This is a genomic window from Chitinophagaceae bacterium, assembly GCA_016717285.1.
GTDB lineage: Bacteria > Bacteroidota > Bacteroidia > Chitinophagales > UBA10324 > JACCZZ01.
Map to the genome: position 1 here is coordinate 2,006,560 of JADKFU010000005.1, position 22,270 is coordinate 2,028,829.

Consider the following 22,270-nt stretch of genomic DNA (forward strand, 5'->3'; position numbering starts at 1 on the left):
TAACGCTTTGCAGCTACAAGAAGTTGGCGATTTCGGAGACGAAAACTGTCTACCAGCACTGAACTTGATACGAAGCACAAAGCTCCATTTAACCACGGAACCGCCAATTTTTTGTAGGTGCTGTTAGGCGTAGTTTTTATTTCAGTTTCTATACAATTTATTAAAATCATAAATTATATTTTAACACCAAAGATATAGCCCACCAGAGCTGATAAGCCCATTGCGATTGTCCCCCAAATAGTAATGCGTAAAATAGCTTTTTTTACACTTGAACCACCTGTTTTGGCCGCAGTTGTTCCCAAAACAATTAAAAAAATAGTTGTGAAACCATATAACCAATATTCCAGTCCTTTTATTGGTGCAAAAAGTATTACTAAAAGAGGTAATACTCCTCCAACAATAAATGATGCTCCTGATGCAATGGCTGCTTGTATTGGATTTGCTTGGCTAATCTCGTTTATACCCAGTTCTTCTCTAATGTGTGTTCCCAATGCGTCTTTCTCTGTCATTTCAATGGCTACTTGCATTGCTGTTTCTTTTTTTAGTCCTCTTTTCTCATAGATTTGAGCTAATATATTTAACTCTATATCTGGCATTTCTTTGAGTTCTTTGATTTCTCTTTCAATGTCAGCTTTTTCTGTGTCAGTTTGAGAACTTACAGAAACATATTCACCGGCAGCCATAGATAATGCACCAGCTACAAGTCCCGCGACTGTTGCTAAAACAATAGGCTCTCTTGTTGAACTTGCAGCAGCAACTCCTATTGCAAGACTGGAAATAGAAATTATTCCATCGTTTGCTCCTAAAACAGCTGCTCTCAACCAGTTGCTTCGGTGTATATAATGGCTGTCTAAATAGTTATCAATTGTTATCATTGTGTTGTTGTTGTCGGTTGTCAAAAATTACGCCTAACGAATGGGGCTTTGCGTTGGTGGGCATCTGAAACAACCAACTACATGCCCGCAATAAAGTTAACTAAATGAAACACTTTTTATGTCCGCACTTTGTGCCCACTAACACAAAACCCATGTTGAACAGAACCTTCGGTAGCCCTTCTTAACTATGTACACAAATTAGCGGATTTTTTGTAAACCGTGCTCAAATCAAAAAACCATAAAAATGAGTAACAACAAAAAATCACCAATTAATTTTTGCTGCAAAATGGCAGGCAGGTTTGCTATGTGCGCATATGAAAAAAACGAAGTGGTAAGCCAGAAAAGAGCAGCCGTAAAAAATAATCTGTTCAAAATGATATTAAAAAACCCGGTACAACAACATATCTGTACGCTCAGATTACCTCTGCCCACCTGTCCGGAGTCACGCTGATGTTATTAAATCCCCATAAAGCTGTAGGTCAACATGGGAGGGGCTACCGAAGCTTCTTTCAACACAGGATTAAATCGCTGCTCCGCTTCGCTGCGCGCGTTTAATCCTTATATGTTACTTGCTGGCAAACTTCAAAGCGTTCTCATTTCGTCCAATTAGCTATTTCAAGTCCTCTTATTCGTTTGAAATGAGCTGTGTTATTGGTCACTAATTGAAGTTCACTTGATATTGCAATGCCTGCTATCAAAATATCGGTGTGTCCGATCTCAGTTCCTTTTCGTCTTAGATCGGCCTGAATAAATGCGGCAACTCTCGCCATACGTAAAGTAAGTGGAACAACTTTGTTTAAAGCTACAAACTCTTCAAATCGCGTAAGTTGCTTTCTGGCATCCTTATATAAAAGTCCATTTAGAATTTCGTAGTAAGTGATGATGCTCAAGCTTATGAAACCAAACTCCTTCAAGTATTCGTCAACTCTAAAAATTACATTTGGGTTACCACGTAAAAATTCCGAAAGAATATCGGTGTCAAGCATTGATGGCTTCATAAGTCAATGCTGCGGTCAAAAAGTTTTTTTCTTGACTTTTTTGTTTGATGAACAAAGTCGGTATAATCCTTTGTACTCATATCGCTAAATGCTCCAGCAAACGATAGGATTTTCTTACGCAAGGTCTCCGTTTGCCTTTTAGTAAGCGTTAGTGATTGAACGAACTCATGAAGTTCTTCCAGTCGGTTAACCGGAACATCTTTCATCTCCTTAAGTATGGTGTTTAATGTCAGCATTGCCTTAATATTTTTTGATAAAGGTATTGAAAATATGGAGTCAATTAGCAGTTAATAAATTCAAGTGGGCTGGCTCTATTGCTTGCCGCTAACGAATGGGGTTTTGCGTTGGTGGGCATCTGAAACAACCAACTACATGCCCGCAATAAAGTTAACTAAATGAAACACTTTTTATGTCCGCACTTTGTGCCCACTAACACAAAACCCATGTTGAACAGAACCTTCGGTAGCCCTTCTTAACTATGTACACAAATTAGCGGATTTTTTGTAAACCGTGCTCAAATCAAAAAACCATAAAAATGAGCAACGACAAAAAATCAAAGACCACATTAGTGTCGCAAACAAAAATTCATGTAACAGGTTTTGCGGCTGTTGATTCAAAATTTATGGAGCGCGTAACGATTGATCAGCGCAACACATCAGGAAAAATACCAACAAAAAATCACCAATTAATTTTTGCTGCAAAATGGCAGGCAGGTTTGCTATGTGCGCATATGAAAAAAACGAAGTGGTAAGCCAGAAAAGATTAGCCGTAAAAAATAATCTGTTCAAAATGATATTAAAAAACGGGCACAACAACATATCTGTACACTCAGATTACCTCTGCCCGCCTGTTCGCAATCGCACTGATTTTATTAAATCCCCATAAGGCTGCAAGTCAACATCGGAGGGGCTACCGAAGCTTCTTTCAACACAGGATTAAATCGCTGCTCCGCTTCGCTGCGCGCGTTTAATCCTTATATGTTATGTGTAGTGCTTTCTTCAGTTATGGTCGTCCAACAAGTTTAGTTTTGTTGTCTGTAAGTTGCTTTTTGATGTATGCTTTTAATTCGTCAAAAGTCATATTTTGAGTTTCAGAGCTTATCTTTTCTCTTATGTCTCTCATCATTTTTACAGCGTCAAACTGTTTTTCTTTTTTAGTCGTTTCCATAATTTACAAGGTCTTTGGGGCTTCTGATTTCAATCATTGAATACCCAAGTCGTAAGTTGACAGAATTGTAGCCCTTAATTCGGTCAAGATTTACAATATGTTTAAAGTTCCAACTTGCTAAAACGTCCACTTTGTTAATGGTCGCCAATGCAATATGTCGGCAGTCTTCCAAACTTGTCTTGCCAACAACTTTTTCGTTTATGTAAGAGTCTGCAAGCCTTACGGCCTCTTCGGTTAGTTCAACTCTTTCAAACTTGTCAGCCGAAAATTTAAGTAAATGTTCTCGTACTTGCTGTGGTGCGTTTATCAATTCAAGGTCAAGTAAGTCAGATACTACAAAAACAACCTCATTGTTATCAAGTCGTTCAAATAGCTTAATTGTCGCCTCTTTGAATTCTTTATCAAAGTAGCCGCCTACCAGTGATGTGTCTATGTAAATTCTCTGTTTCATTTAATTTTCTGCCCATGCAAAGATAGCCAAAATGGTGTCTATTGAATTCTTTTGGGGTCGGTCTTAGCATTACACATAACGAAGAAGGGATTAAAGAAGTAAAAAAAAGAAGGGTTTAGAAGTACAACTGTTCCTTTACCTGCACTGTTCATTAGAAGCTCAACTCTTTGTTTACCTGTCAAAGCCCTTCATTTTTTTATTTCTTTTAATCTTACTGTTATCCGCAGTTTTGCTGTTCAGTCGAAGCACAGAAGTTTGGAGTTAGCATGAAAGTTAATTAGAACTTATTGCCTCATTAAGTTTTGAAATATCACCATTGTCAACAGTTGTGCCTTTCATTTCGTATGTTCCATAAATCACTTCCATGTTTTCAAGATTGTAAATGTAAATGTCCTTACCTCCGCTGAAGACAGGACAGAAATAACAAGACTCTTTATCTTTACTTTTAATTGCAGTTTCGATTTCTTGTTGACTTACTATTTTATACTTGAACTTGTATGTCTTTAAAATTTCCTCTGTAATTGCGAACTTACCTTTTTCGTTTTTATTTTTAAGAAGGTTTTCGTTTACCAACAAAGTTTTACTTTTTAAAACATTTGCCTTCAAATTTATTTGGCTCAAAACATCGCTTAAAACATTAAACGGTGCTCCTTTTATTTTTTTATCACGAGAAATGATAATAGCATCCTGCATACTTTTTATCATTAAGCCAAGCCTATACGAACACAACAAAATGTTGGATTCAAGATTAAAATTATCGAATGGTGAATAAACAATAATATTATAATCGCGGTAATCCAAAATAGACTTTCTTCCGCCTGGTAAAATCGAAAGCCAACGATTATCGTTTAACATTTTCCATTGATAAACTAAGTTGGGTGTAAGGTGTGCGTCACCAAGGTCACTTAAAGATAAGGGTACTAAAAAGGATGAGGTCTTGTCTTGAATAATTTTTTTATCCTTTAAATCCATGTTGTTAATAAATTCAAACTTAGTAAGTGTCCAGTTATTTTGAACAGCCTCTTTAATTGCAGCATCATATTTTGCATCACCAACTAAACATACTTTTAGTATTGAGTTAAAAAAATCCTGCATATAGGCATCATCATAATGCAGTGTAATGTTTTGTGAATTAGCTTTTCCTGCAATAGCAACAAGTGCGATTAAATAAATAAAATGTTTATAGTTCATAATTTTGAATTTTTGTTTGTACAAATTTATATGGTTAATTGAAATACTGATGTTTGATGTTACTGATGTCGGTTGTTCGGAGCGTTAAAATTGCGGATAACGGAAAGGGGCTTTGCGTTGGTGGGCTTTTGAAGCAATCAACTTCATGCCCGCAATAAAGTTAACTAAATGAAACACTTTTTATGTTCGCACTTCGTGCCCACTAACGCAAAACCCATGTAACCGTTGCACAACTTCTTCCTGAGATGGTATTCATGCATGATTTTGAACAGCGATCAGCTTAAGTCGCTGATAGTTTTAAAAAAATTGTCGGGGATTTTTTTCAGACAAGTTTCGCTGCATACTGTGGTGTAGGACGTGGTAAAACAAAAAACAGCGCTGAAAGCAGTTTTTGAACAAATTCGGAAGCATTTTCTATCATCGCTGCCGCTTTTGAATTTGTTTTTTTGCTCGTGAAGCGGATATACTTCTTCAGGTTATAAGTGAGTGCTGCCATCATGATGTGTTTATTGGCCTGGTGGATGCCTCTGGTGTTGACTCTTCTCATATTTACAAAGTTCAGCAGCGTCCCCAGCACTGGTTCTACGGTGCTGCTGCGCTTTTTCATCAGCCGTTTGCCATATGGGGTTTTGAGCTTCTCATGCATCTGATCATATAGTGGTTTATGGATGCTGTGCTCGATCTTCTTATAATCACCCTTACCAATGCAACTGCTTCTTAACGGACAACTTTTGCATTTACTGTTGTCACTGCGGTAAACCTTCATCGCATGCTTGTCGTAGCTGTACCTTATTTTTTTGAAGGGAAGGGTGGCTTTATTTCCTCTTGTACATTCATAGCGGTCCTGTTCTTTGTTATAGATAAACCCTTCCCGTTCATTTTTATACTGCCCGAAGTTGGGGATGTAGGCATCGATATTATTTGAAGCACAGTATTGTAGTGCCTCACCGCTGCTGTAGCCTGTATCGGCTGTGATCTGTTCTAAATGGAGGTCATTTTCTTTTAAGTTAGTGGTGGCCTGCTTTACGATGTGTTCAAGACATTCACTATCGCGTTTATCGGCAAAATCGGCTCCTGCTGCCGTGATCACATGGCAGCTTTGATCTACTGCCACCTGTGCCAGGTAATTCATCTGCCTCGTTTTGCCGGGCTTGACTGCAATACGCGCATCAGGATCAGTGGGAGAAGTATGGGTATGGTTACTTAAATATTTTCCACGGATCTGGTTACTGTTTTGATCAGCTCCCTTACTACTTCCACCGGGCATGTCTTTATATTCCTCTGCTTTCCATTGGTGATGGGATTGGACGGCTTTGTGCTTATCACGACTGATGGTGGGGCTTGCTTTATCAGAAGGAGTGAGTGTGGGAGGTTTTATTTTGAACTCACTTTGTTCGTTCAGTTCACTGCTGTATTGTTCTACATCATCAAGTATCTGTTTTTCAACCAGCGAATCCATACTGCAATTTGCTTTCACGTGAGCGCTGTCAATGGCCTGTCGTTTACCGCGAACCATACCAGCCTCAATACACAGGCTCAGTATGTTTTTAAACAATGCAAGAAAAACTTCTTCACCGTACAGTTGCCTGGTGCGACTAATGGTCGAATGCCAGGGAAGTGGTTCATCGATATCATATTTCAAATACAACCTTACATCCAGGCAGTTGCTGCAATACTCCATCAGGCGGCGATCCGAACCTATATTGTTGAGGTAACCCACCAAACAGATCTTAAAAAACACTACAGGATCAATGCTGTCCTGACCTTCACTTCCATAATAACGTGCAGTTTGCTTATACAGAAAATGCAAATCAATAGCTGCACTGAGCTTACGGTAAAAGTTCTCCTTTGGAACCAGGTCATCAATGTGAACCTGGTAGAGCATTTTGGGTATTATTTCTTTACGGCCTTGCATGACACAAATATCTCAGAACAGCATTTGATATCCTCCTTCGATCTCAGGTAGTTATTCACTATGTTTGGTGAGTTGTGCAACGGGCACCCATGTTAGCAGCAGTACTATTTTAAGCTTTTTTGATGCCGAGCATAGCCATTATTCTCGCCAATTTTAATTTTTTTATTGTCAACGGTAATAAAGAACTGCCGGCCTGTCTGATCAGTATAGTTTCTAGTATAAAGTTCAAGTACTTCATTTCGGTAGGTCGCAATTTTTTCGTCAGTCCATTGCAGATTGAAATGTCTTGAAAGGTTTTTAAGTACTTGTTCTACTCGTTGCTCACTGTTTAATATTGTGTCATAATTTTTCAAAGTCTCGACGACGTCAGTGACAAAGCTTTCTCTTGTATCTTTATTCTCGAACGCTTGTTGGATTTCTCGCCTTAATTGTCCTGGAACATCATTAAGTTGTTTTCTTCCTTTACCTTCAATTCTTAAGGGTCTGTCCGAGTTTATTGGCAATCTAATTCTTACTTCTTGTTGCTTGCCATTGAGTCGGTAGTTTGTCTTCTTGTCAATATGAATATCAATGGAAGGATTATCCCAATTCTTAACTTCTCCATTTCCTCGCTTGTGATCGTCTATAATTATTGTTTGCTTATCAATTAGTTTTTTTAAGCTCATATCTTAGGGAGTCGATTGTATTGCTGCTAACGAATGGGGCTTTGCGTTGGTGGGCGTTTGAAACAACCAACTGCATGCCCGGAATAAAGGTAACTAAATGAAACACTTTTTATGTCCGCACTTCGTGCCCACTAACGCAAAACCCATGTTATGCGTTCGTGCTACTGTGGCTTGAAGCTGAGTTTTTAGAATCAAACAAATTGTTCCACACTTGGCTCGCTAGTTCATCTTATGCAACTTTGCTACTGTTTTTGTCTTTCCATTTTTAATTGTCAGGAAATACATTCCGCTTGTAAGACTTGCAAGAGAAAATTGTTTTCTAACTGAATGATTTGATACATTTAATTTATCAACAAATATTGTTTCGCCTATAACATTTTTCAATTCAAAAGTGTATTCTCCATTCTCAATACTTGAACCTGAAATATTCAGCAAATCGTTTGTAGGATTCGGAAAAACTAAAAGTCCGATTTCATTTGTTGATTCAACAATACCCGTTTGGAGATTTACAATTACCAAAATGCTGTCAATGTTGCTGCATTCGTTAACATCTATCACAGTAACAGTGTAAGTAGTTGTGTCTGTGGGTGAAGCTGTCGGATTTGAAACATTACTTGAATCTAATCCAGTTGTTGGTGTCCAACTATAAATAAAAGGTTCATTACCTGAAGCAGTTGGAATTCCACCGATAATAGTAGTGTTACCTTGAGTAATCGTTACAGTATTTCCTGCATCTACCGACGGTAACGCACTAACAGTTATTGGAACAGTCGCGGTTTTACTGCATCCATTTCCATCAGTCCCTGTAACTGTATAGATGGTTGTCACTGGAGGTGATGCATTTGGATTTGCAATACTGTCATTACTTAATCCATTTGTTGGTATCCACAAATAATTGTTTGCTCCGCTTGCTGAAAGCGTTGTTGACTGTCCGTAGCAGAGATCATTGCTTACTGCCGAGGCTGAAACATTCGGAAGTGGGTTTACCGTTACGCTTGTTGCTATTGATGTGCCTGTGCATCCATTGACATCTGTTACTGTAACGGAATAATTTCCTGTTGTGATTACGGCAATGCTTTGTGTGTTTGCATTGTTACTCCACAAATAATTTATTCCTACGACTGAAGATGAAAGAGTAACGCTGTCGCCTGAACAAAATGTTGTTGCTCCGCTTGGATTCACCATTGGTGTTGGTAATGGATTTACTATTACACTTGTTGGTAGTGATGTTCCTACACAACCGTTGATGTCCGTAAGAGTCACATAAAAATTTCCTGTCATGTTTACAGAAATGCTTTGCGTTGTCGCATTGTTACTCCACAAATAATTTGTTCCTGTGATTGAAGATGAAAGAGTAACAGTATCACCCGAACAAAATATTGTTGGTCCGCTTGCATTTACTGCAGGAGTTGGTAATTGATTGACTGTGATTGCAACTGTAGCAGTATTGGTGCATCCGTTACTATCTGTTCCTATAACAGTGTAAGTCGTTGTTATGATTGGAGCAGCGGTTGGATTTGCAATGCTGTCATTGTTTAATCCCGTTGACGGTGTCCACAAATAATTACTTGCTCCACTTGCTGAAAGCGTTGTTGATTGTCCGCTACAGAAAATATTATTTATTGCGGAAGCTAAAATATTCGGAAGTGAGAATACCGATATTTGTAAACTATCAGATTCTTCACCTACGTCACAAAAATTGATTCCTCGTACAGCAAGGTGAGCTGTGCCAACAAATGATGTATCCCAAACAATTTGAACACCTAAACCAACATTTAGTATCGTACCTGCACTTGGAGGATCTAATGTCCACGAATATGATGTTGCACCATCTGAACTTGTAGTATAAGTGCTAGGAATAAAGTTTTTGCAAACAGTTATTGTACCATTAGGAGTTTCGGGCTTTTTTGGTTTCGAGCACCCAACTTTACCCCAATATGTTCCCCCACCTATCAATGCCAGATTGTGGGTAAGCCGCATATTGCTGAATTGTCCAAATGTCTTTACCATTTGGGTCGGCTATTGTACTTGTATAATCTCCCCACCTACTGGAACTTCCAACTGAACGATGATAGGTACTGTCTCCATGTTTCAAAACATAATCCGCTTCAAATGTTGTATCATACAAAGCGCGATAAGAATATGCGCCACTCGCGTAAATTAAGTTAGAAAATTTTGAGAATCCAATCAGTGCATCGTTATTTTCATTCACGGCAATACTTGGTTGTCCGTAAAAGTTAACTCCGCTGGTATCGTCAATTCTTCCTACATCAAGCACATTGCCCAAAGTATCTAAACACCAGTATTGGACGGATGATCTTATTGGTGTGTCAGCAGGTAGAAAAACCGTATGGATACACCACAGTTTTCCGTTTTTATAAATTGAACCGCTTATTCTAGTGTCATTTGTTGATAAGGTATATGAGCTATTTAATTGCGACGCTTGAGGTGTTGTCATAGTAGTATTCCATGGATAAGGTGCAGAGGGATAAGCGATCGTAGAAAGCACTTCATTTCCAACAGTACCAGATATTTCGAACAAACGGAGATAGCAAATGCCAGCGTCATTACTTGCCCAATCTTGCACCAAATAAAAATTTGATAAAGTATCATCATAGGTTAACGTAGGAGTAGGCATATTTCCACCATATGTAGATTGTAACAGTGTATAATTTCCCGCACCACCTGCATATAAATTATTTTTATCAAAACAATAATAGTTGCTAATATTTGAACCAATACCATTCGGAAATATCGCACCCTGAACAACAATCCATTTATTATTAAACCCCACTCTTGGATAATCCATCCAATAGTTAGGATCAATGTTAATTTTGTATTGATACCAACTTCCTGTTGGATCTGCCGAACTTGAAACAGCAATTAACAATGCAGCATTGGGAGAATATGAATTCGCTGCTGATGTCAAAATCCATCTGTGTTGATAAGGGTCAAATAATATTCTTGGATCAAAGGGAGTTACATTGGCAAATATTGACCAAAAACTAAATAGAGAAACTGTGCTTAAAACATTTCCAAATTTGTTCTGAATTCTTACTTGGGTATTTAGAGCAGTTACTAAAAAACTGTCTCCAACAGCCCCGCTTACGTCAGGTGGATATGCTTGCCCATTATCGCCTACAGCAATAAAACTTGTATCAGGAATTGGGGAAAAGATATTGCTCGAGTTTTGTTTTATGGGTTTTCCATGATCGCTATTTTGCTTTACCTTAAATGATTCTGGTACTTTCAGATCATGTTCTTTTTCAAAATCATTCTCTACTTCTTTTGGATAATTGAATGTATTCACTGTGTCCCTACTTGCAATCTCTTTAAGTGAGGTCAAGTAAAAGCTATCAGCGCTTTCGTGAATACCAGAAATAGTTTGTGCCTGAGATAAACTGGAAATTAAAATCGGGAAAATGCAAAATATTTTTTTCATGGACAGGGTTTTTCTAAGTGATATTTTAAAGTTGGCAATGTGGTGTCGTTGTCGGTGAGTTGGGGCAAGAGTAAAGGTAATTTCCAAATGCATTTGCCGAAATTTTTCTGTCGTTTCATTCCTTGTTGTAAAGATAATTACTTGCACTGTCCCCAAGCATGACGCATAACATTTTATTTTACGCATTTTCCTTTCGTCAAGCCCACCAAATATAACAGAATACACGAATGAATTGAAAAATAACACGCAACATGCTTACAGGTCCAGTTTGTCAAGTGGGCTTTGAATTTTGCTGATGCTTTTGGTGCTTACATGCGTATAAATTGCGGTTGTCCGGATGCTGCTGTGGCCAAGCAATTCTTTGATGCTCACCAGGTCAGTGCCACCTTCCAGTAAATGTGTTGCGAAGGAATGCCGTAATGCATGCATCGCTCCCTGCTTCCTGATGCCTGCTTTTTTCTTGGCTTGTTTCAATACCAATTGAATGCTTCTTACGCTGTATTGCTCATGGTTGACGCCTTCGAAAAGGTATTTTGCCGGTTTGTATTGCCTGTAATACATCCGAAGAAGCAACAACAGCTTTTCAGAGAGCATCACCTGCCGGTCTTTCTTACCTTTCCCTTGCCTGATGGTAATCGTCATGCGTGTGGAGTCTACCTCTTTCACCTGCAGGTTCACGATTTCACTGATCCTTAGTCCGCCGGCATACGCAATTGAAAGGATGGTTTTGTGCTTGAGGTTTTCAGTTACTCCAAGCATCTTTTTTATTTCAGCGGCAGAAAATACTGCAGGCAGCTTATTTTCTTTTTTCGCACGTGGTAGGTCATACACCTCCCGCGGTTTGCCCAACACTTCTTCATAGAAAAATTTGATGGCGTTGATCATCAGGTTGTAATACGATGCCGAAGGTTTGTGCTCGTTTAGGTGATTCACCAGGAATTGCATCACTTCTGCCTTTCGGATCTGCGATGGCTTGTGCTCCGGGAAGGCCAGCAGAAACAGAATAAAGCAGCTTCTGTAGTTCTTTAATGTTGCAGCGCTGTATTGTTTGAGGCGGATATGGTCGCAGTAAGCGGTTACCGCATTTTGCTGAAAGGTGGATAATGCCTGATACATACAATAGATACTTTGTATCAAATATAGTAATCATCTTTAATTGAAATCTTCTTTCTGCAGTTGATGGCTTAGAATTACAGATGAAGCATAAGCCAATGTCAGCACTGATTGAGAAGCAGTTTCTTCCTGGAATGACACCCGCAATTTTTCATGCTTCGGATTGAAATGAAAAAAGAGAAACCGAAGCTTCTCTTTTTGTTTGAATGAACTTTATGATTTACCTTATTATTCTACTGCTATGCTCACATATTCTTTATCACCTCATCCCCAAACTCCGGGCATTTCAATAGTGTAGCACCTTCCATCAGCCTTTCAAAATCATACATGGGAAATGACTACATATTCCAGGGCAGAATTCGGAAAAACTGCTATCAGCTCTCTACTCAAACCCGATCTCCGTCTTCAGATTGATCTCTTCCAATATAGCACTCACAGATAAACATTCTTCCATCGCTCCTTCATATACTTTGCACTTGCCTTCGGTATGCACCGTTTGCGCCATCTTCTCTCCTGCTTTGTAAGAACAATTAATGGCTAAAATCAATTGGAAAATCACGTCATCAAAAGTGTGATAATCGTCATTAAAGAGAATGACATGCGCACCGCCCGTGGTATCAGGGCCGGCAGTTTTTTCTATGGCAAGAACTTCAGTTTCCATTGCAGAACCGCTAATTTAAGCAGAATGGGTAAACTGATGTGCACTTTTAAAACTTCATGCAACACATTTATTGTTCCTCCTCAAAACAAGGCCGCAATTATTCCACGATAATGTTCTTCGGCTTTGCCGCAACCATTTAACCATTTAGCCATGCAATCATTTAACCATATGACATCAAAATCCAACACTGCTACTCCTTCGAAACGATTCCCTTTGTACTTCCAGGTTCCCGCCTATCTTTGCGCCCGCCTGAGTTTATTGATTCGTGAAAACATTTTTTTACTTATTAAGTTAAAATGCCCCGAGCATCATAAACCGGCAAATTATTCTTAACAAACTTTCCTGTTTTAAATGAGCATCTTTCAGTCGGTAATCCTCGCTATTGTTGAAGGCATTACGGAATTCCTTCCCATTTCTTCCACCGGTCACATGATTATCGCTTCCACCATCATGGGCATCAACAATGATGATTTTGTAAAAATGTTTGAAGTGGTGATTCAGTTTGGTGCCATACTTTCTGTGGTGGTTTTATACTGGAGGAAATTTATGCCCGGCAACAAGACCATGCGTGAGTGGTTTGATTTTTATCTTAAACTGTTCGTCGCATTTATCCCGGCAGCATTTTTCGGATTGTTATTTCACGATTATATCAAACAGATGATCGGCAGTGTTACGGTTGTTGCTGTTTCCATGCTTGCAGGAGGCGTTGTTTTGATTTTCATTGATAAAATTTTTAAAGAATCGGAAGCAGGTGAAGAAAAACCGGTCACCTTTCCAATGGCCTTCAAAATCGGATTGTTCCAGGTCATCAGCATGATTCCCGGTGTATCGCGGTCCGCTGCTACCATTATCGGTGGCATGAGTCAGCGACTGAGCAGGAAGCAGGCCGCAGAGTTTTCCTTTTTTCTTGCAGTGCCTACAATGGCTGCTGCTTCCCTGCTGGATCTGATTGAATATTATAAATTCATCACACCTGAAACATTAACGCCATTGCTGATCGGTTTTGTAGTGGCTTTCCTTGTTGCGATGGTCGCTATCAAAGCATTTGTCGGATTTCTTACCAAACATGGCTTCAAAGTATTTGGTTATTACAGAATTGTAGTGGGCGCTATCTTACTCCTGCTGATTGCAATGGGAGTAAATCTGCAAATGTTATGACGCTCGAAGAAATCCGGAACGGTTCGGTTTTGCTTTTCGATAAGCCATTCGACTGGTCATCGTTTGATGTGGTGAATAAAGTGAAGCGATGGACAAAATCAAAAGTAGGACATGCCGGCACTCTTGATCCCTACGCTACCGGATTATTGATATTATGCACCGGTAAATTCACGAAACGGATTCCCGAATTTCAGGATACGCAAAAGGAATACACCGGCACGATGGTATTGGGTGCCACCACTCCGAGTTATGATATGGAAAAGGAAATTGATCAGCGCTTTGATACAAGTAACATCACTGAAGCAATGATTCATGAAACAGTACCACAGTTTTTAGGTGATGTGATGCAATCACCACCCAATTTCTCCGCCATTTATGTTGACGGAAGAAGGGCTTATAAAAAAGCAAGGTCAGGTCATGATTTTGAAATTGAGAAAAGAAAAGTAACGCTGTTTGAATTTGAAATTACCGGTATTGAATTGCCGGCTGTTCATTTCAGAATTGTATGCGGAAAAGGATTTTACGTGCGCTCCCTGGTAAATGATTTTGGAAAAGCACTGAACAACGGCGCCTATCTTTCCGCGCTTTGCAGAACCCGCATTGGAAACTATCATTTGAAAGATGCCTGGAAAATGGATGATTTTACGAAATTTGTTCAGGGAGAAGAAACGAAAAACAGCAACATGCAGTAGTTAACAAATCTGTCTTGCCTTTAGCGTTCGCTGAGCCTGTCGAAGCGTAAAGAAAGCCGCCTTGAACTTTTCGATGCGCATCTTTGCTACATCCATCAAATTATACTATGCAAGTCCATAAAAACCTTTCTGAACTTCCTTCTCTTAAAAAAGCAGTAATCACTGTAGGAACTTTTGATGGCGTGCACCTCGGACATCAGCATCTTATTCAACGCATCAAAAAACTGGCGGCAGAAATATCCGGCGAAAGCGTGCTTATCACTTTTGATCCGCATCCAAGAACGATAGTTTTTCCGGACGATCATTCACTTCGCATATTATCTACACTCGATGAAAAAATTGAATTGTTACATGAATATCATGTCGATCATTTAGTCGTAGCACCTTTCACACCCGATTTTTCCCAAATGACTGCCCGTAATTATGTGGATCATTTCCTTGCCGGATTATTTCATCCCGCCATCATTGCTATCGGTTACAATCACCAGTTTGGTCATCACCGCGACGGCAATATTGAACTGCTTCGGAAATTATCGCGGGAATATGGATACAGAGTAGAAGAAATCACCAAGCAAATCGTAGACGATATTGAAGTAAGTTCAACCCGTATCAGAATCGCGTTACAGGAAGGCGATGTTAAAACTGCTGCTCACTTGTTAGGACATCGCTATTCTTTGCAGGGATTGGTGGTGAAAGGAAATCAGTTAGGTCGCAAATTCGGATATCCAACTGCCAATATATCCATCAATGATCCATTTAAATTAATTCCTGCTGATGGTGTATATGCCATAAGGGCCAGTTTAAACAATGGTTGGATAGATGGAGTTGCCAGCATCGGATTTCGTCCGACAGTAAATGGCCGGCACAGAACAGTGGAAGCCTACCTGTTTGATTTTGAAAGAAACTTATATGATCAGCAATTGAAAATAGAATTTGTAGAATGGATACGACCCGAAGTCAAATTTGAAACGGTTGATCTGATGATTGCAGAAATTGAAAAAGACGTAACGCTATCAAAAAAGATTTTAGCTGCACAGTCTCCTACGCTTCACTAATTATTCAATTGTCCTTCCACCACAAATAATTTTAAGTAAATTCGCCACTGAAATTTAACGATACATGAAGTCCACCATGCTTAATTCGAAGTTCATCCTGTTGTCAGTAATGATTTTAGTGGCTGCATTGAGCAGGTTGCTCACCAATCAGCTTCATCTTTGGAACTTCACACCTATTGCTGCCATTGCACTTTTTGGTGCCGCCCATTTCACTGATAAGAAATTTGCCTTTCTTATTCCCATGCTGGCCATGTTAATCACTGATTGGATCATCGGATTTCATCCCGGAATGTGGGATGTGTATGCAACGTTGGTACTGATCACTTTTATTGGTTTCACACTTCGCAATAATGTAAAGGTTGTTCCCGTGATCGGCGTTTCATTGATTTCTTCACTCCTCTTTTTTACAATTACCAATTTCGCTGTATGGGCAGGCTCAACACTATATCCTCATACATGGGAAGGACTGACCACTTGCATTGAAGCAGGCATTCCATTTTTCGGAAATACAGTTGCAGGCGATTTATTTTACTGTGGCGTTTTATTTGGCGGTTATGAACTTATCAGGAAATATTATCCGCAGATGGCACGCACGGTTTAAACAACAGCTCATTTACTTATCAGGAAGACCATTATGCTTCACCATTTATTCATTGTCCTTGAGTTGATCAATAATCAACGATAAACAAATGCAACACCCTTATTTTTCCATCGGATAGTTTTCCGCTCTTTGCTTTCGTAACCTATCCGATGGATGAATTGCTCCTTCATGCGCATGAGTTGATTAAAACTCGCTGCAAATAAAATCGATACCGGTATCTATTGCCCCCGATTTCAATCGGCGGTAAAATTCACAGGTTTTCATTGGATAGTTCTCCGCTCTGTGCTTTCGCAACCTATCCGATCGATGAATTGCTCCTTGATGCGCATGAGTTGATTAATAACTCACTGCAAATAATATTCGATACCGGTATCTATTGCCACCGATTTCAATCGGCGGTAAAATTCACAGGTTTTCATCGGATTGTTCTCCGCTCTGTGCTTTCACAATCTATCCGATGAATGAATTGTACTTCGTGTACTTAAGTCAATTAATAACTAATTGCTAATAAAATTCGATACCGGTATCTATTGCCACCGATTTCAATCGGTGGTAAAATTCACCTTCGCAACCTATCCGATGGTTGAATAGCTCCTTCGTGTACTTAAGTCAATTAATAACTAACTGCTAATAAAATTCGATACCGGTATCTATTGCCACCGATTTCAATCGGTGGTAAAATTCAAAAATATCCATTGGATGGCTCTCCACTCTATGCTTTCACCATCTATCCGATGTTTGAATAGCTCCTTCGTGCATTTGAGTTGATTAATAATTATCTGCAAATAAAATTCGATACCGGTATCTATTGCCACCGATTTCAATCGGTGGTAAAATCATAGTAGCCGAACTCACAACCTATCCAATAGATCAAAATGCAGCCCTCAAAGTCAGGTAAACGCCCGTTCCTTTTGTAGTGAATCCACGGATCTCCGAATAAGAAGAATTGAACAAATTATCTACAGCAAGTGATGCTCCGATATTTTTGTTGAAATCATATTTCAGCAGCAGGTTGATCAGAAAATAATCATTCACCGGCACCGTATTCAATGCTCCATACGGGCCAAGTGCATAATCATAATAAATATCATTGTAGCTGCTTGTCCATTTTCCGCTTAAGCGAAGGCTTCCCTTTTTTACAGGTATAAAAGTAACGCCGGCATTTGCTGTACTCGGCCTGCGCACCAACCCATCTGTTTCCACATCAGCAACCGGAAAGGCACCGTTACTGTATAGCTGCACGTGATTTCCTTCTGTATGAACTGTGTCAATGTCACCGGCTGTATAGGTCAGGTTTCCTTTTACCAAACTCAGATTTCCATCCACTGACAACCATTTCAACAACTGAAAACTGAAATAAGCATCCACACCTGTGCTGTGCTGCGTTCCGGCATTCAGGTAGGTATCACCACGGAAATCATCACGGTAGAAATCAGTTCCCAAATCTTCAATCGGAATATTCTTATCCCACAGATAAACATATTCAATGGAATGCTGAACAACAGTGCTATAAAATGAAAATCCATAACTGATATTTTTCCGTGGAAAAAATTTCATGCCCACTTCTGCCGAATGTGAATACTCCGGTTGCAAATCAGGATTGCCGCGCGTAATTCCGGAAGCATAATAATTATCCGGTGCATACAACTGATACAATGATGGTGCATTAAATCCCGTGGAAAAAGACGCATACACTCTCGCCCACGTTCCTATTTTATAAGAAGGATTGATCTCATAAACGACAGTGCTTCCAAACAGATCATGGTGATTAAAACGTGCACCAAGAATAATATTCAATTCCTTTAGTGAAGCGGAAAACAAACCGCCATCAATATCCAATTGGGCAAATGCATTGAAAAGTGTTGCATTTAAATCCAGTGAATCGAGGTCACTCACCAGTTCAAACTGGTAAGCGCTGTTATAATAATGTGTTCCACTCGACATGGTCTCACGGTTCAAACCCATTCCCGCAGTTAAATGCACATTCTTCCATTTGTAGTTACCAAGCAATTCATGATTCATTTCAGTTCCCTCGTAACGACCATCGGAAAAAGAATGGTCATTGGTGCCAATCTCATCTATCACTGAAGAATCATCAATGGTGCTTCTCTGAAGTGTAGAATAACCTCCGTTCAATTGCAGGTCAAATTTTTCGTTGAAACGATAGCCAACATGGTAAGCTGCAAAATTTCGCTTTGTGAAAATCCTGGTGCTGTCGCCATCATATAAGCTTGTTGGAATATCAAACGACCTGTATTTAAATCCCGACTTATCAAAGTCTGCCGCAGCGTTGGTAAAGCTGTAAGACCCGAAAACATTCCAATGCTTATCAGCAAAACCAATTTTTGCAGCAATGCGTTGCTGATCAAAATCATCCTGATCAAAGCTTCTGAATGTTGCGGAAACAGTGGATGTGTCTATAGTTGCATCCAATCCGTTGATGTTGGTATTGAATGCATCAATGTTCGCATACATTCCATTTTTAAATGTATAATTCAGGAAAAGATTTTCTTCGAGTTGTGAAGTATGAGCGCCGAAAATTCCGCCGAGCAAGCTGCCACCGGCATGAAATCCCCCCGCTTGTGATTTCTTCGTAATAATATTAATAGCGCCACCAATAGCAGCCGATCCATATAAAGTGCTGTGCGATCCGCGCACAATTTCAATCTGCTCAATATTAGTAAGCGGCAGTTCATTCAGATCAATCGCATTGTTGGTGGAAGAAGGATCGCTGATGGGAATACCATCAATCATGATCACAGTTTGATTGCTGCCGGTGCCGCGCATAAAAATACTCTGTGTCATGCCGGGATTCTGATTAGCTCCGATGATAGAGATGCCGGCATAATCCGACAACAATGCAGCGAGTGTGTTAGCGCCTGTTTTCTGAATCTCCGCATTCGTGATCACGGTTACATCTCTGCCAATATCGTTCACCTCCTTTTCTGTACGGGTAGCAGTAACAATTACTTCAGGAATGGATTGAGCAGCAATGGAATCTTTGGTTTGTGCAAAGAGATTTTCCCGATAGGAAAAAAGAAAAGTGGATACAATCAGTATCCTTAAAAAGTGATGGGTTCGCATGCAACAAAATTTCATCGGTGTTACCCGCACCGTAGTGAATAAAATAGCTGAAGGAAAGAAATGAGCAGGTAATACTCATCTCTGCTTTTTCCCGAAGCATTGACTGACGGTTGACTGGCAGGTCTTCTGACTCTTCCGGTTTTTGGCGGCCTTCCCATCGCGACGAGTCGGGACAGTGGCAGTAGTTGCCTAAAGTATGAACTGGTTTTTTACCAGTCCGGAATTACAGCAGCGGGAACTGTCCCCGGATTTCACGGGGTTCCCTTTTAATCCCCCGACTTCATCGGGAGAAACCACTCAACGGTGCGAAGGTATTATTTTTTAATATTGGGAAGTAAAGTGTCCACTTCTATGAAAAAAATGATCCCTCAGACTGGCGCAAGTCTTAGTAAAGCCTCGAGGCAAGGAAGACTTGTGCCTTCCAAATATTCCGACTGGCGCAAGTTACACCGCCCCCGTGTCTCCCGAAGGGGACACGGGGGAATTCAATGTAACTAATTTATTATCTCCCGTTACACCACTTACCCTGAGTGCCGAGATAAACTGCTCATTGGCAAACATATCGAGTTTCTTTACTTCGTCCCGACTAGCGCAAGTCTTAGTAAAGCCATGAGGAAAGGAAGACTTGTGCCTTCTAAATATCGCATGAGCTCTAATTCAAATGATACCGCACCAATCTCCTTTCAACATAAGTTGGCAGTGACTGATAAAATGGAAGTGTTTCCGTAACGACTCCAATATTCTCTGCATAGCAGGTATTTTTAACCCTGGGATTTCCCGCCGCCGTCCAACCCGGATACATATTGAAAGTTTCCGTTGCAACGAGCGTTTGATAGGTTCCTGCCGGTGTGTTTACAGTTACAGGCTGATCATTCATCTTCTTTTCAACAGTACAAATAGTATCTGCTGTTTCAATTACATAAGCATAAGAAGAAAAGATGGAAGTAAAATCCTGAGAAGAAAATAAAATACTTCCCGTTGATGTGATCAGATAATGAAGTGAGTCACGTAAATAAATATTTTCTGTAATGGTGATTACAGACGGCTTCACCATCTTAAAATATTTCTCTCCGCCAATAAGAGTGTCCTTCTCAATATAACAACTGTCAAAAACATCTTTTGGGGTGGAGACACCGGAAGCAGCAATATCAAATTCCTGGTAAATCCAGTAATTACCCACCTTCAGTTGGGAATAGTTGGGGTAAATAACAGGCGGAAATACCTGTGGTTCTTCTGTTTTCTTGCAGGAAGAAATCGCAAGCACAGCAACCGGCAGTGCAAGCAGGAAAAATGTTTTTCTCATGGCTTATTTTTTCCGGTCTAACGCACTGATCGTATTTTCATTATATGTTAGCTCCATTTTATTGATTATTTATGGTCAATTATTATCAACGATGGTTCCGGATCATAAAATTATCTTTGACAAATTCACTTATGATTCAGGCAACCAAACTCCCAACAATTTATATTTATACGGACGGCGCCTGCAGCGGCAATCCGGGCCCTGGAGGTTACGGTGTGATTCTGAAGTCCGGCAACCATGAAAAAGAATTGTCAGAAGGATTTATAAAAACTACCAATAACCGCATGGAGCTGATGGCCGTAATCAAAGGTCTCGAAGCACTTAAAATTAATGGAAGTAATGTGGTGGTGGTGAGTGATTCAAAATATGTGGTGGATGCAGTTAAACTGGGATGGTTGTTTAACTGGGAAAAGAAAGGCTGGAAAAAAGTAAAGAACCCTGACTTATGGCAGCGGTTGCTTGCGCTCTATAAAAAGCACAACGTTACCTTTAAATGGATAAGAGGACACGATGGTCATTTTGAGAATGAACGCTGTGATGAATTGGCTGTAAATGCTTCACAACAATCGCATTTGAATCTTGATCTTGGATATGAAGGATCCTTATGAAAAAGAATTTCACTGAGCAATATTCCCGGTAAGAAAATCATTGCATAAGAGCTATGCAGAAACTGCGGAAGGTGTCGCCTGAGTTACTCTTAACGAGCTCATATAATCCTCCAGTTTACCCACCATATCTTTCGAGCCCATGAAAACCGGTGAACGCTCATGTAGCTCAGTAGGTTGAATATCGAGTATTCGTTTATGTCCGTCAGTTGCCCGTCCTCCTGCCTGTTCAACAATAAAAGCCATTGGAAAACATTCGTACAACAACCGCAATTTTCCTTTTACGGAAGTACGTGTGGAAGGATACATGAAGATACCGCCGTACATCAGGTTGCGGTGAATGTCGCCTACCAACGATCCGATATAACGAAGCGAATACGGACGGTTGGTTGCTTTATCTTCCGACTGGCAATACGTTATGTATTCTTTCACCGGCATTTCAAATTTCAGAAAGTTACCCTGGTTCACAGAGTAAATTTTTCCCTGGTCGGGAGATTTGATATCAGGATGCGAGAGACAGAATTCACCAATAGAAGGGTCTAATGTAAATCCGCTGACGCCGTTGCCTGTTGTGTACACCATCATGGTAGATGAACCATAAATGATGTATCCGGCAGCCACCTGCCTTGATCCTTTCTGCATAAAATCTTCAATCGTGCACGGGCCGAAAAATGACTGCCTGCGATAGATACTGAAAATGGTACCGATGGCAACGTTCACATCAATGTTGGAAGAACCATCGAGTGGATCAAGCGTCACCACATATTTCGCATTTCTCGAATCTTCTGTTACGATCGGAATGAAATCATCGTTTTCTTCTGAAGCCATGCCGCAGCATTCACCACTTACCCTGAGTGCCGAGATAAACTGCTCATTGGCAAACATATCGAGTTTCTTTACTTCGTCGCCGGTTGTGTTGTTGATACCGGTGGTACCAAGAATATCTACCAGGCCGGCTTTGTTTACCTCGCGGTTCACGATTTTTGCCGCAAAGGCGATATCGCGAAGCAGTCCGCTCAGCTCACCTGTAGCAAAAGGAAAATCCTTCTCATTCTGAAAAATGAATTCGTCGAGGGTGATTACTTTTCGTAAACTTTTCATATTCGTGACAGGTTGGTGAAAAACAAATGCGAAGTCCTGTTTCGGAATTCGCATCGGGCATTGCAAATATAAAATAACTTCCTTTTAAACATAACTGAAGGAAAACTTTATTCAAGGTGAATGAAACGCCTGAAAAATTAATTTAATCCACGGTCCGGTTGAGGCATTTCTGCTACAAAACCCGGCAAATTAA

21 protein-coding genes and 1 riboswitch are annotated in these 22,270 nt (G+C 40.0%); of the genes, 6 read left to right on the top strand and 15 right to left on the bottom strand.

What is annotated here, in order from left to right; all coding sequences use genetic code 11:
- Positions 1-173: 173 nt before the first annotated feature.
- The 3 genes from IPO83_17880 to IPO83_17890 all read right to left on the bottom strand — a co-directional run bounded on the left by IPO83_17880 (position 174) and on the right by IPO83_17890 (position 2,109).
- Complete coding sequence (locus IPO83_17880) at positions 174-875, bottom strand: VIT family protein (protein MBK9733126.1); 702 nt, start codon at positions 873-875, stop codon at positions 174-176.
- Positions 876-1,468: 593 nt separating this feature from the next.
- Positions 1,469-1,873, bottom strand: coding sequence for a type II toxin-antitoxin system VapC family toxin (locus IPO83_17885; GenBank protein MBK9733127.1), 405 nt, complete (start codon positions 1,871-1,873; stop codon positions 1,469-1,471).
- A complete protein-coding gene (locus IPO83_17890; GenBank protein MBK9733128.1) occupies positions 1,870-2,109 on the bottom strand; it encodes a hypothetical protein in 240 nt (79 codons plus the stop codon). The genes IPO83_17885 and IPO83_17890 overlap by 4 nt, the downstream gene beginning before the upstream one ends.
- Before the next feature lie 299 nt (positions 2,110-2,408).
- On the opposite strand from IPO83_17890, the gene IPO83_17895 reads away from it, so the two are divergent.
- Entirely contained in the window at positions 2,409-2,624 is a 216-nt protein-coding gene (locus IPO83_17895) for a hypothetical protein (GenBank protein MBK9733129.1), read from the top strand.
- Between the two features lie 251 nt (positions 2,625-2,875).
- Here the strand turns inward: IPO83_17895 and IPO83_17900 are convergent, their stop codons facing one another.
- From IPO83_17900 to IPO83_17940, 9 genes are all read right to left on the bottom strand, one after another.
- Positions 2,876-3,040 carry a hypothetical protein gene (locus IPO83_17900; GenBank protein MBK9733130.1) on the bottom strand — a complete coding sequence of 55 codons (165 nt, stop codon included), beginning with the start codon at positions 3,038-3,040 and terminating at the stop codon, positions 2,876-2,878.
- Positions 3,027-3,491 (bottom strand): PIN domain protein, encoded by a 465-nt coding sequence (locus IPO83_17905; GenBank protein MBK9733131.1) that lies wholly within the window; start codon positions 3,489-3,491, stop codon positions 3,027-3,029. The genes IPO83_17900 and IPO83_17905 overlap by 14 nt, the downstream gene beginning before the upstream one ends.
- Positions 3,492-3,764: 273 nt before the next feature.
- A complete protein-coding gene (locus tag IPO83_17910) occupies positions 3,765-4,682 on the bottom strand; it encodes a hypothetical protein (GenBank protein ID MBK9733132.1) in 918 nt (305 codons plus the stop codon).
- A 322-nt stretch (positions 4,683-5,004) separates the two neighbouring features.
- Positions 5,005-6,597 (bottom strand): IS1182 family transposase, encoded by a 1,593-nt coding sequence (locus IPO83_17915; GenBank protein ID MBK9733133.1) that lies wholly within the window; start codon positions 6,595-6,597, stop codon positions 5,005-5,007.
- 104 nt (positions 6,598-6,701) lie between these two features.
- Positions 6,702-7,262: a hypothetical protein gene (locus tag IPO83_17920; protein MBK9733134.1), complete on the bottom strand. Its 561-nt coding sequence runs from the start codon at positions 7,260-7,262 to the stop codon at positions 6,702-6,704.
- 219 nt (positions 7,263-7,481) lie between these two features.
- Positions 7,482-9,272 (bottom strand): T9SS type A sorting domain-containing protein, encoded by a 1,791-nt coding sequence (locus IPO83_17925; GenBank protein MBK9733135.1) that lies wholly within the window; start codon positions 9,270-9,272, stop codon positions 7,482-7,484.
- Positions 9,190-10,704 (bottom strand): hypothetical protein, encoded by a 1,515-nt coding sequence (locus IPO83_17930; GenBank protein MBK9733136.1) that lies wholly within the window; start codon positions 10,702-10,704, stop codon positions 9,190-9,192. The genes IPO83_17925 and IPO83_17930 overlap by 83 nt, the downstream gene beginning before the upstream one ends.
- A gap of 255 nt (positions 10,705-10,959) precedes the next feature.
- Positions 10,960-11,820 (bottom strand): tyrosine-type recombinase/integrase, encoded by an 861-nt coding sequence (locus tag IPO83_17935; GenBank protein ID MBK9733137.1) that lies wholly within the window; start codon positions 11,818-11,820, stop codon positions 10,960-10,962.
- Between the two features lie 379 nt (positions 11,821-12,199).
- Positions 12,200-12,478 carry an ATP-dependent Clp protease adaptor ClpS gene (locus IPO83_17940; protein MBK9733138.1) on the bottom strand — a complete coding sequence of 93 codons (279 nt, stop codon included), beginning with the start codon at positions 12,476-12,478 and terminating at the stop codon, positions 12,200-12,202.
- Positions 12,479-12,829: 351 nt separating this feature from the next.
- Between IPO83_17940 and IPO83_17945 the strand changes: the two genes are divergently transcribed.
- The 4 genes from IPO83_17945 to IPO83_17960 all read left to right on the top strand — a co-directional run bounded on the left by IPO83_17945 (position 12,830) and on the right by IPO83_17960 (position 15,984).
- Entirely contained in the window at positions 12,830-13,636 is an 807-nt protein-coding gene (locus tag IPO83_17945) for an undecaprenyl-diphosphate phosphatase (GenBank protein MBK9733139.1), read from the top strand.
- Positions 13,633-14,328 carry a tRNA pseudouridine(55) synthase TruB gene (truB, locus tag IPO83_17950; GenBank protein ID MBK9733140.1) on the top strand — a complete coding sequence of 232 codons (696 nt, stop codon included), beginning with the start codon at positions 13,633-13,635 and terminating at the stop codon, positions 14,326-14,328. Before IPO83_17945 ends, truB begins: the two co-directional genes overlap by 4 nt.
- A gap of 107 nt (positions 14,329-14,435) precedes the next feature.
- On the top strand, positions 14,436-15,383 hold the full coding sequence (locus tag IPO83_17955) for a bifunctional riboflavin kinase/FAD synthetase (GenBank protein MBK9733141.1): 948 nt from the start codon (positions 14,436-14,438) through the stop codon (positions 15,381-15,383).
- A gap of 76 nt (positions 15,384-15,459) precedes the next feature.
- Positions 15,460-15,984, top strand: coding sequence for a hypothetical protein (locus tag IPO83_17960; GenBank protein MBK9733142.1), 525 nt, complete (start codon positions 15,460-15,462; stop codon positions 15,982-15,984).
- An 870-nt stretch (positions 15,985-16,854) separates the two neighbouring features.
- On the opposite strand, the gene IPO83_17965 is transcribed toward IPO83_17960, so the two are convergent.
- Together IPO83_17965 and IPO83_17970 are read right to left on the bottom strand one after the other, a co-directional pair.
- Positions 16,855-19,068, bottom strand: a complete 2,214-nt coding sequence (locus IPO83_17965) for a TonB-dependent receptor (protein MBK9733143.1) — start codon at positions 19,066-19,068, stop codon at positions 16,855-16,857.
- 98 nt (positions 19,069-19,166) lie between these two features.
- A riboswitch (cobalamin riboswitch) is annotated at positions 19,167-19,381 on the bottom strand.
- 339 nt (positions 19,382-19,720) lie between these two features.
- Positions 19,721-20,371 (bottom strand): hypothetical protein, encoded by a 651-nt coding sequence (locus IPO83_17970; protein MBK9733144.1) that lies wholly within the window; start codon positions 20,369-20,371, stop codon positions 19,721-19,723.
- 131 nt (positions 20,372-20,502) lie between these two features.
- On the opposite strand from IPO83_17970, the gene rnhA reads away from it, so the two are divergent.
- Complete coding sequence (rnhA, locus tag IPO83_17975) at positions 20,503-20,979, top strand: ribonuclease HI (GenBank protein MBK9733145.1); 477 nt, start codon at positions 20,503-20,505, stop codon at positions 20,977-20,979.
- Between the two features lie 51 nt (positions 20,980-21,030).
- On the opposite strand, the gene fbp is transcribed toward rnhA, so the two are convergent.
- Positions 21,031-22,077 (bottom strand): class 1 fructose-bisphosphatase, encoded by a 1,047-nt coding sequence (gene fbp / locus IPO83_17980; GenBank protein ID MBK9733146.1) that lies wholly within the window; start codon positions 22,075-22,077, stop codon positions 21,031-21,033.
- Positions 22,078-22,270 lie beyond the last annotated feature (193 nt).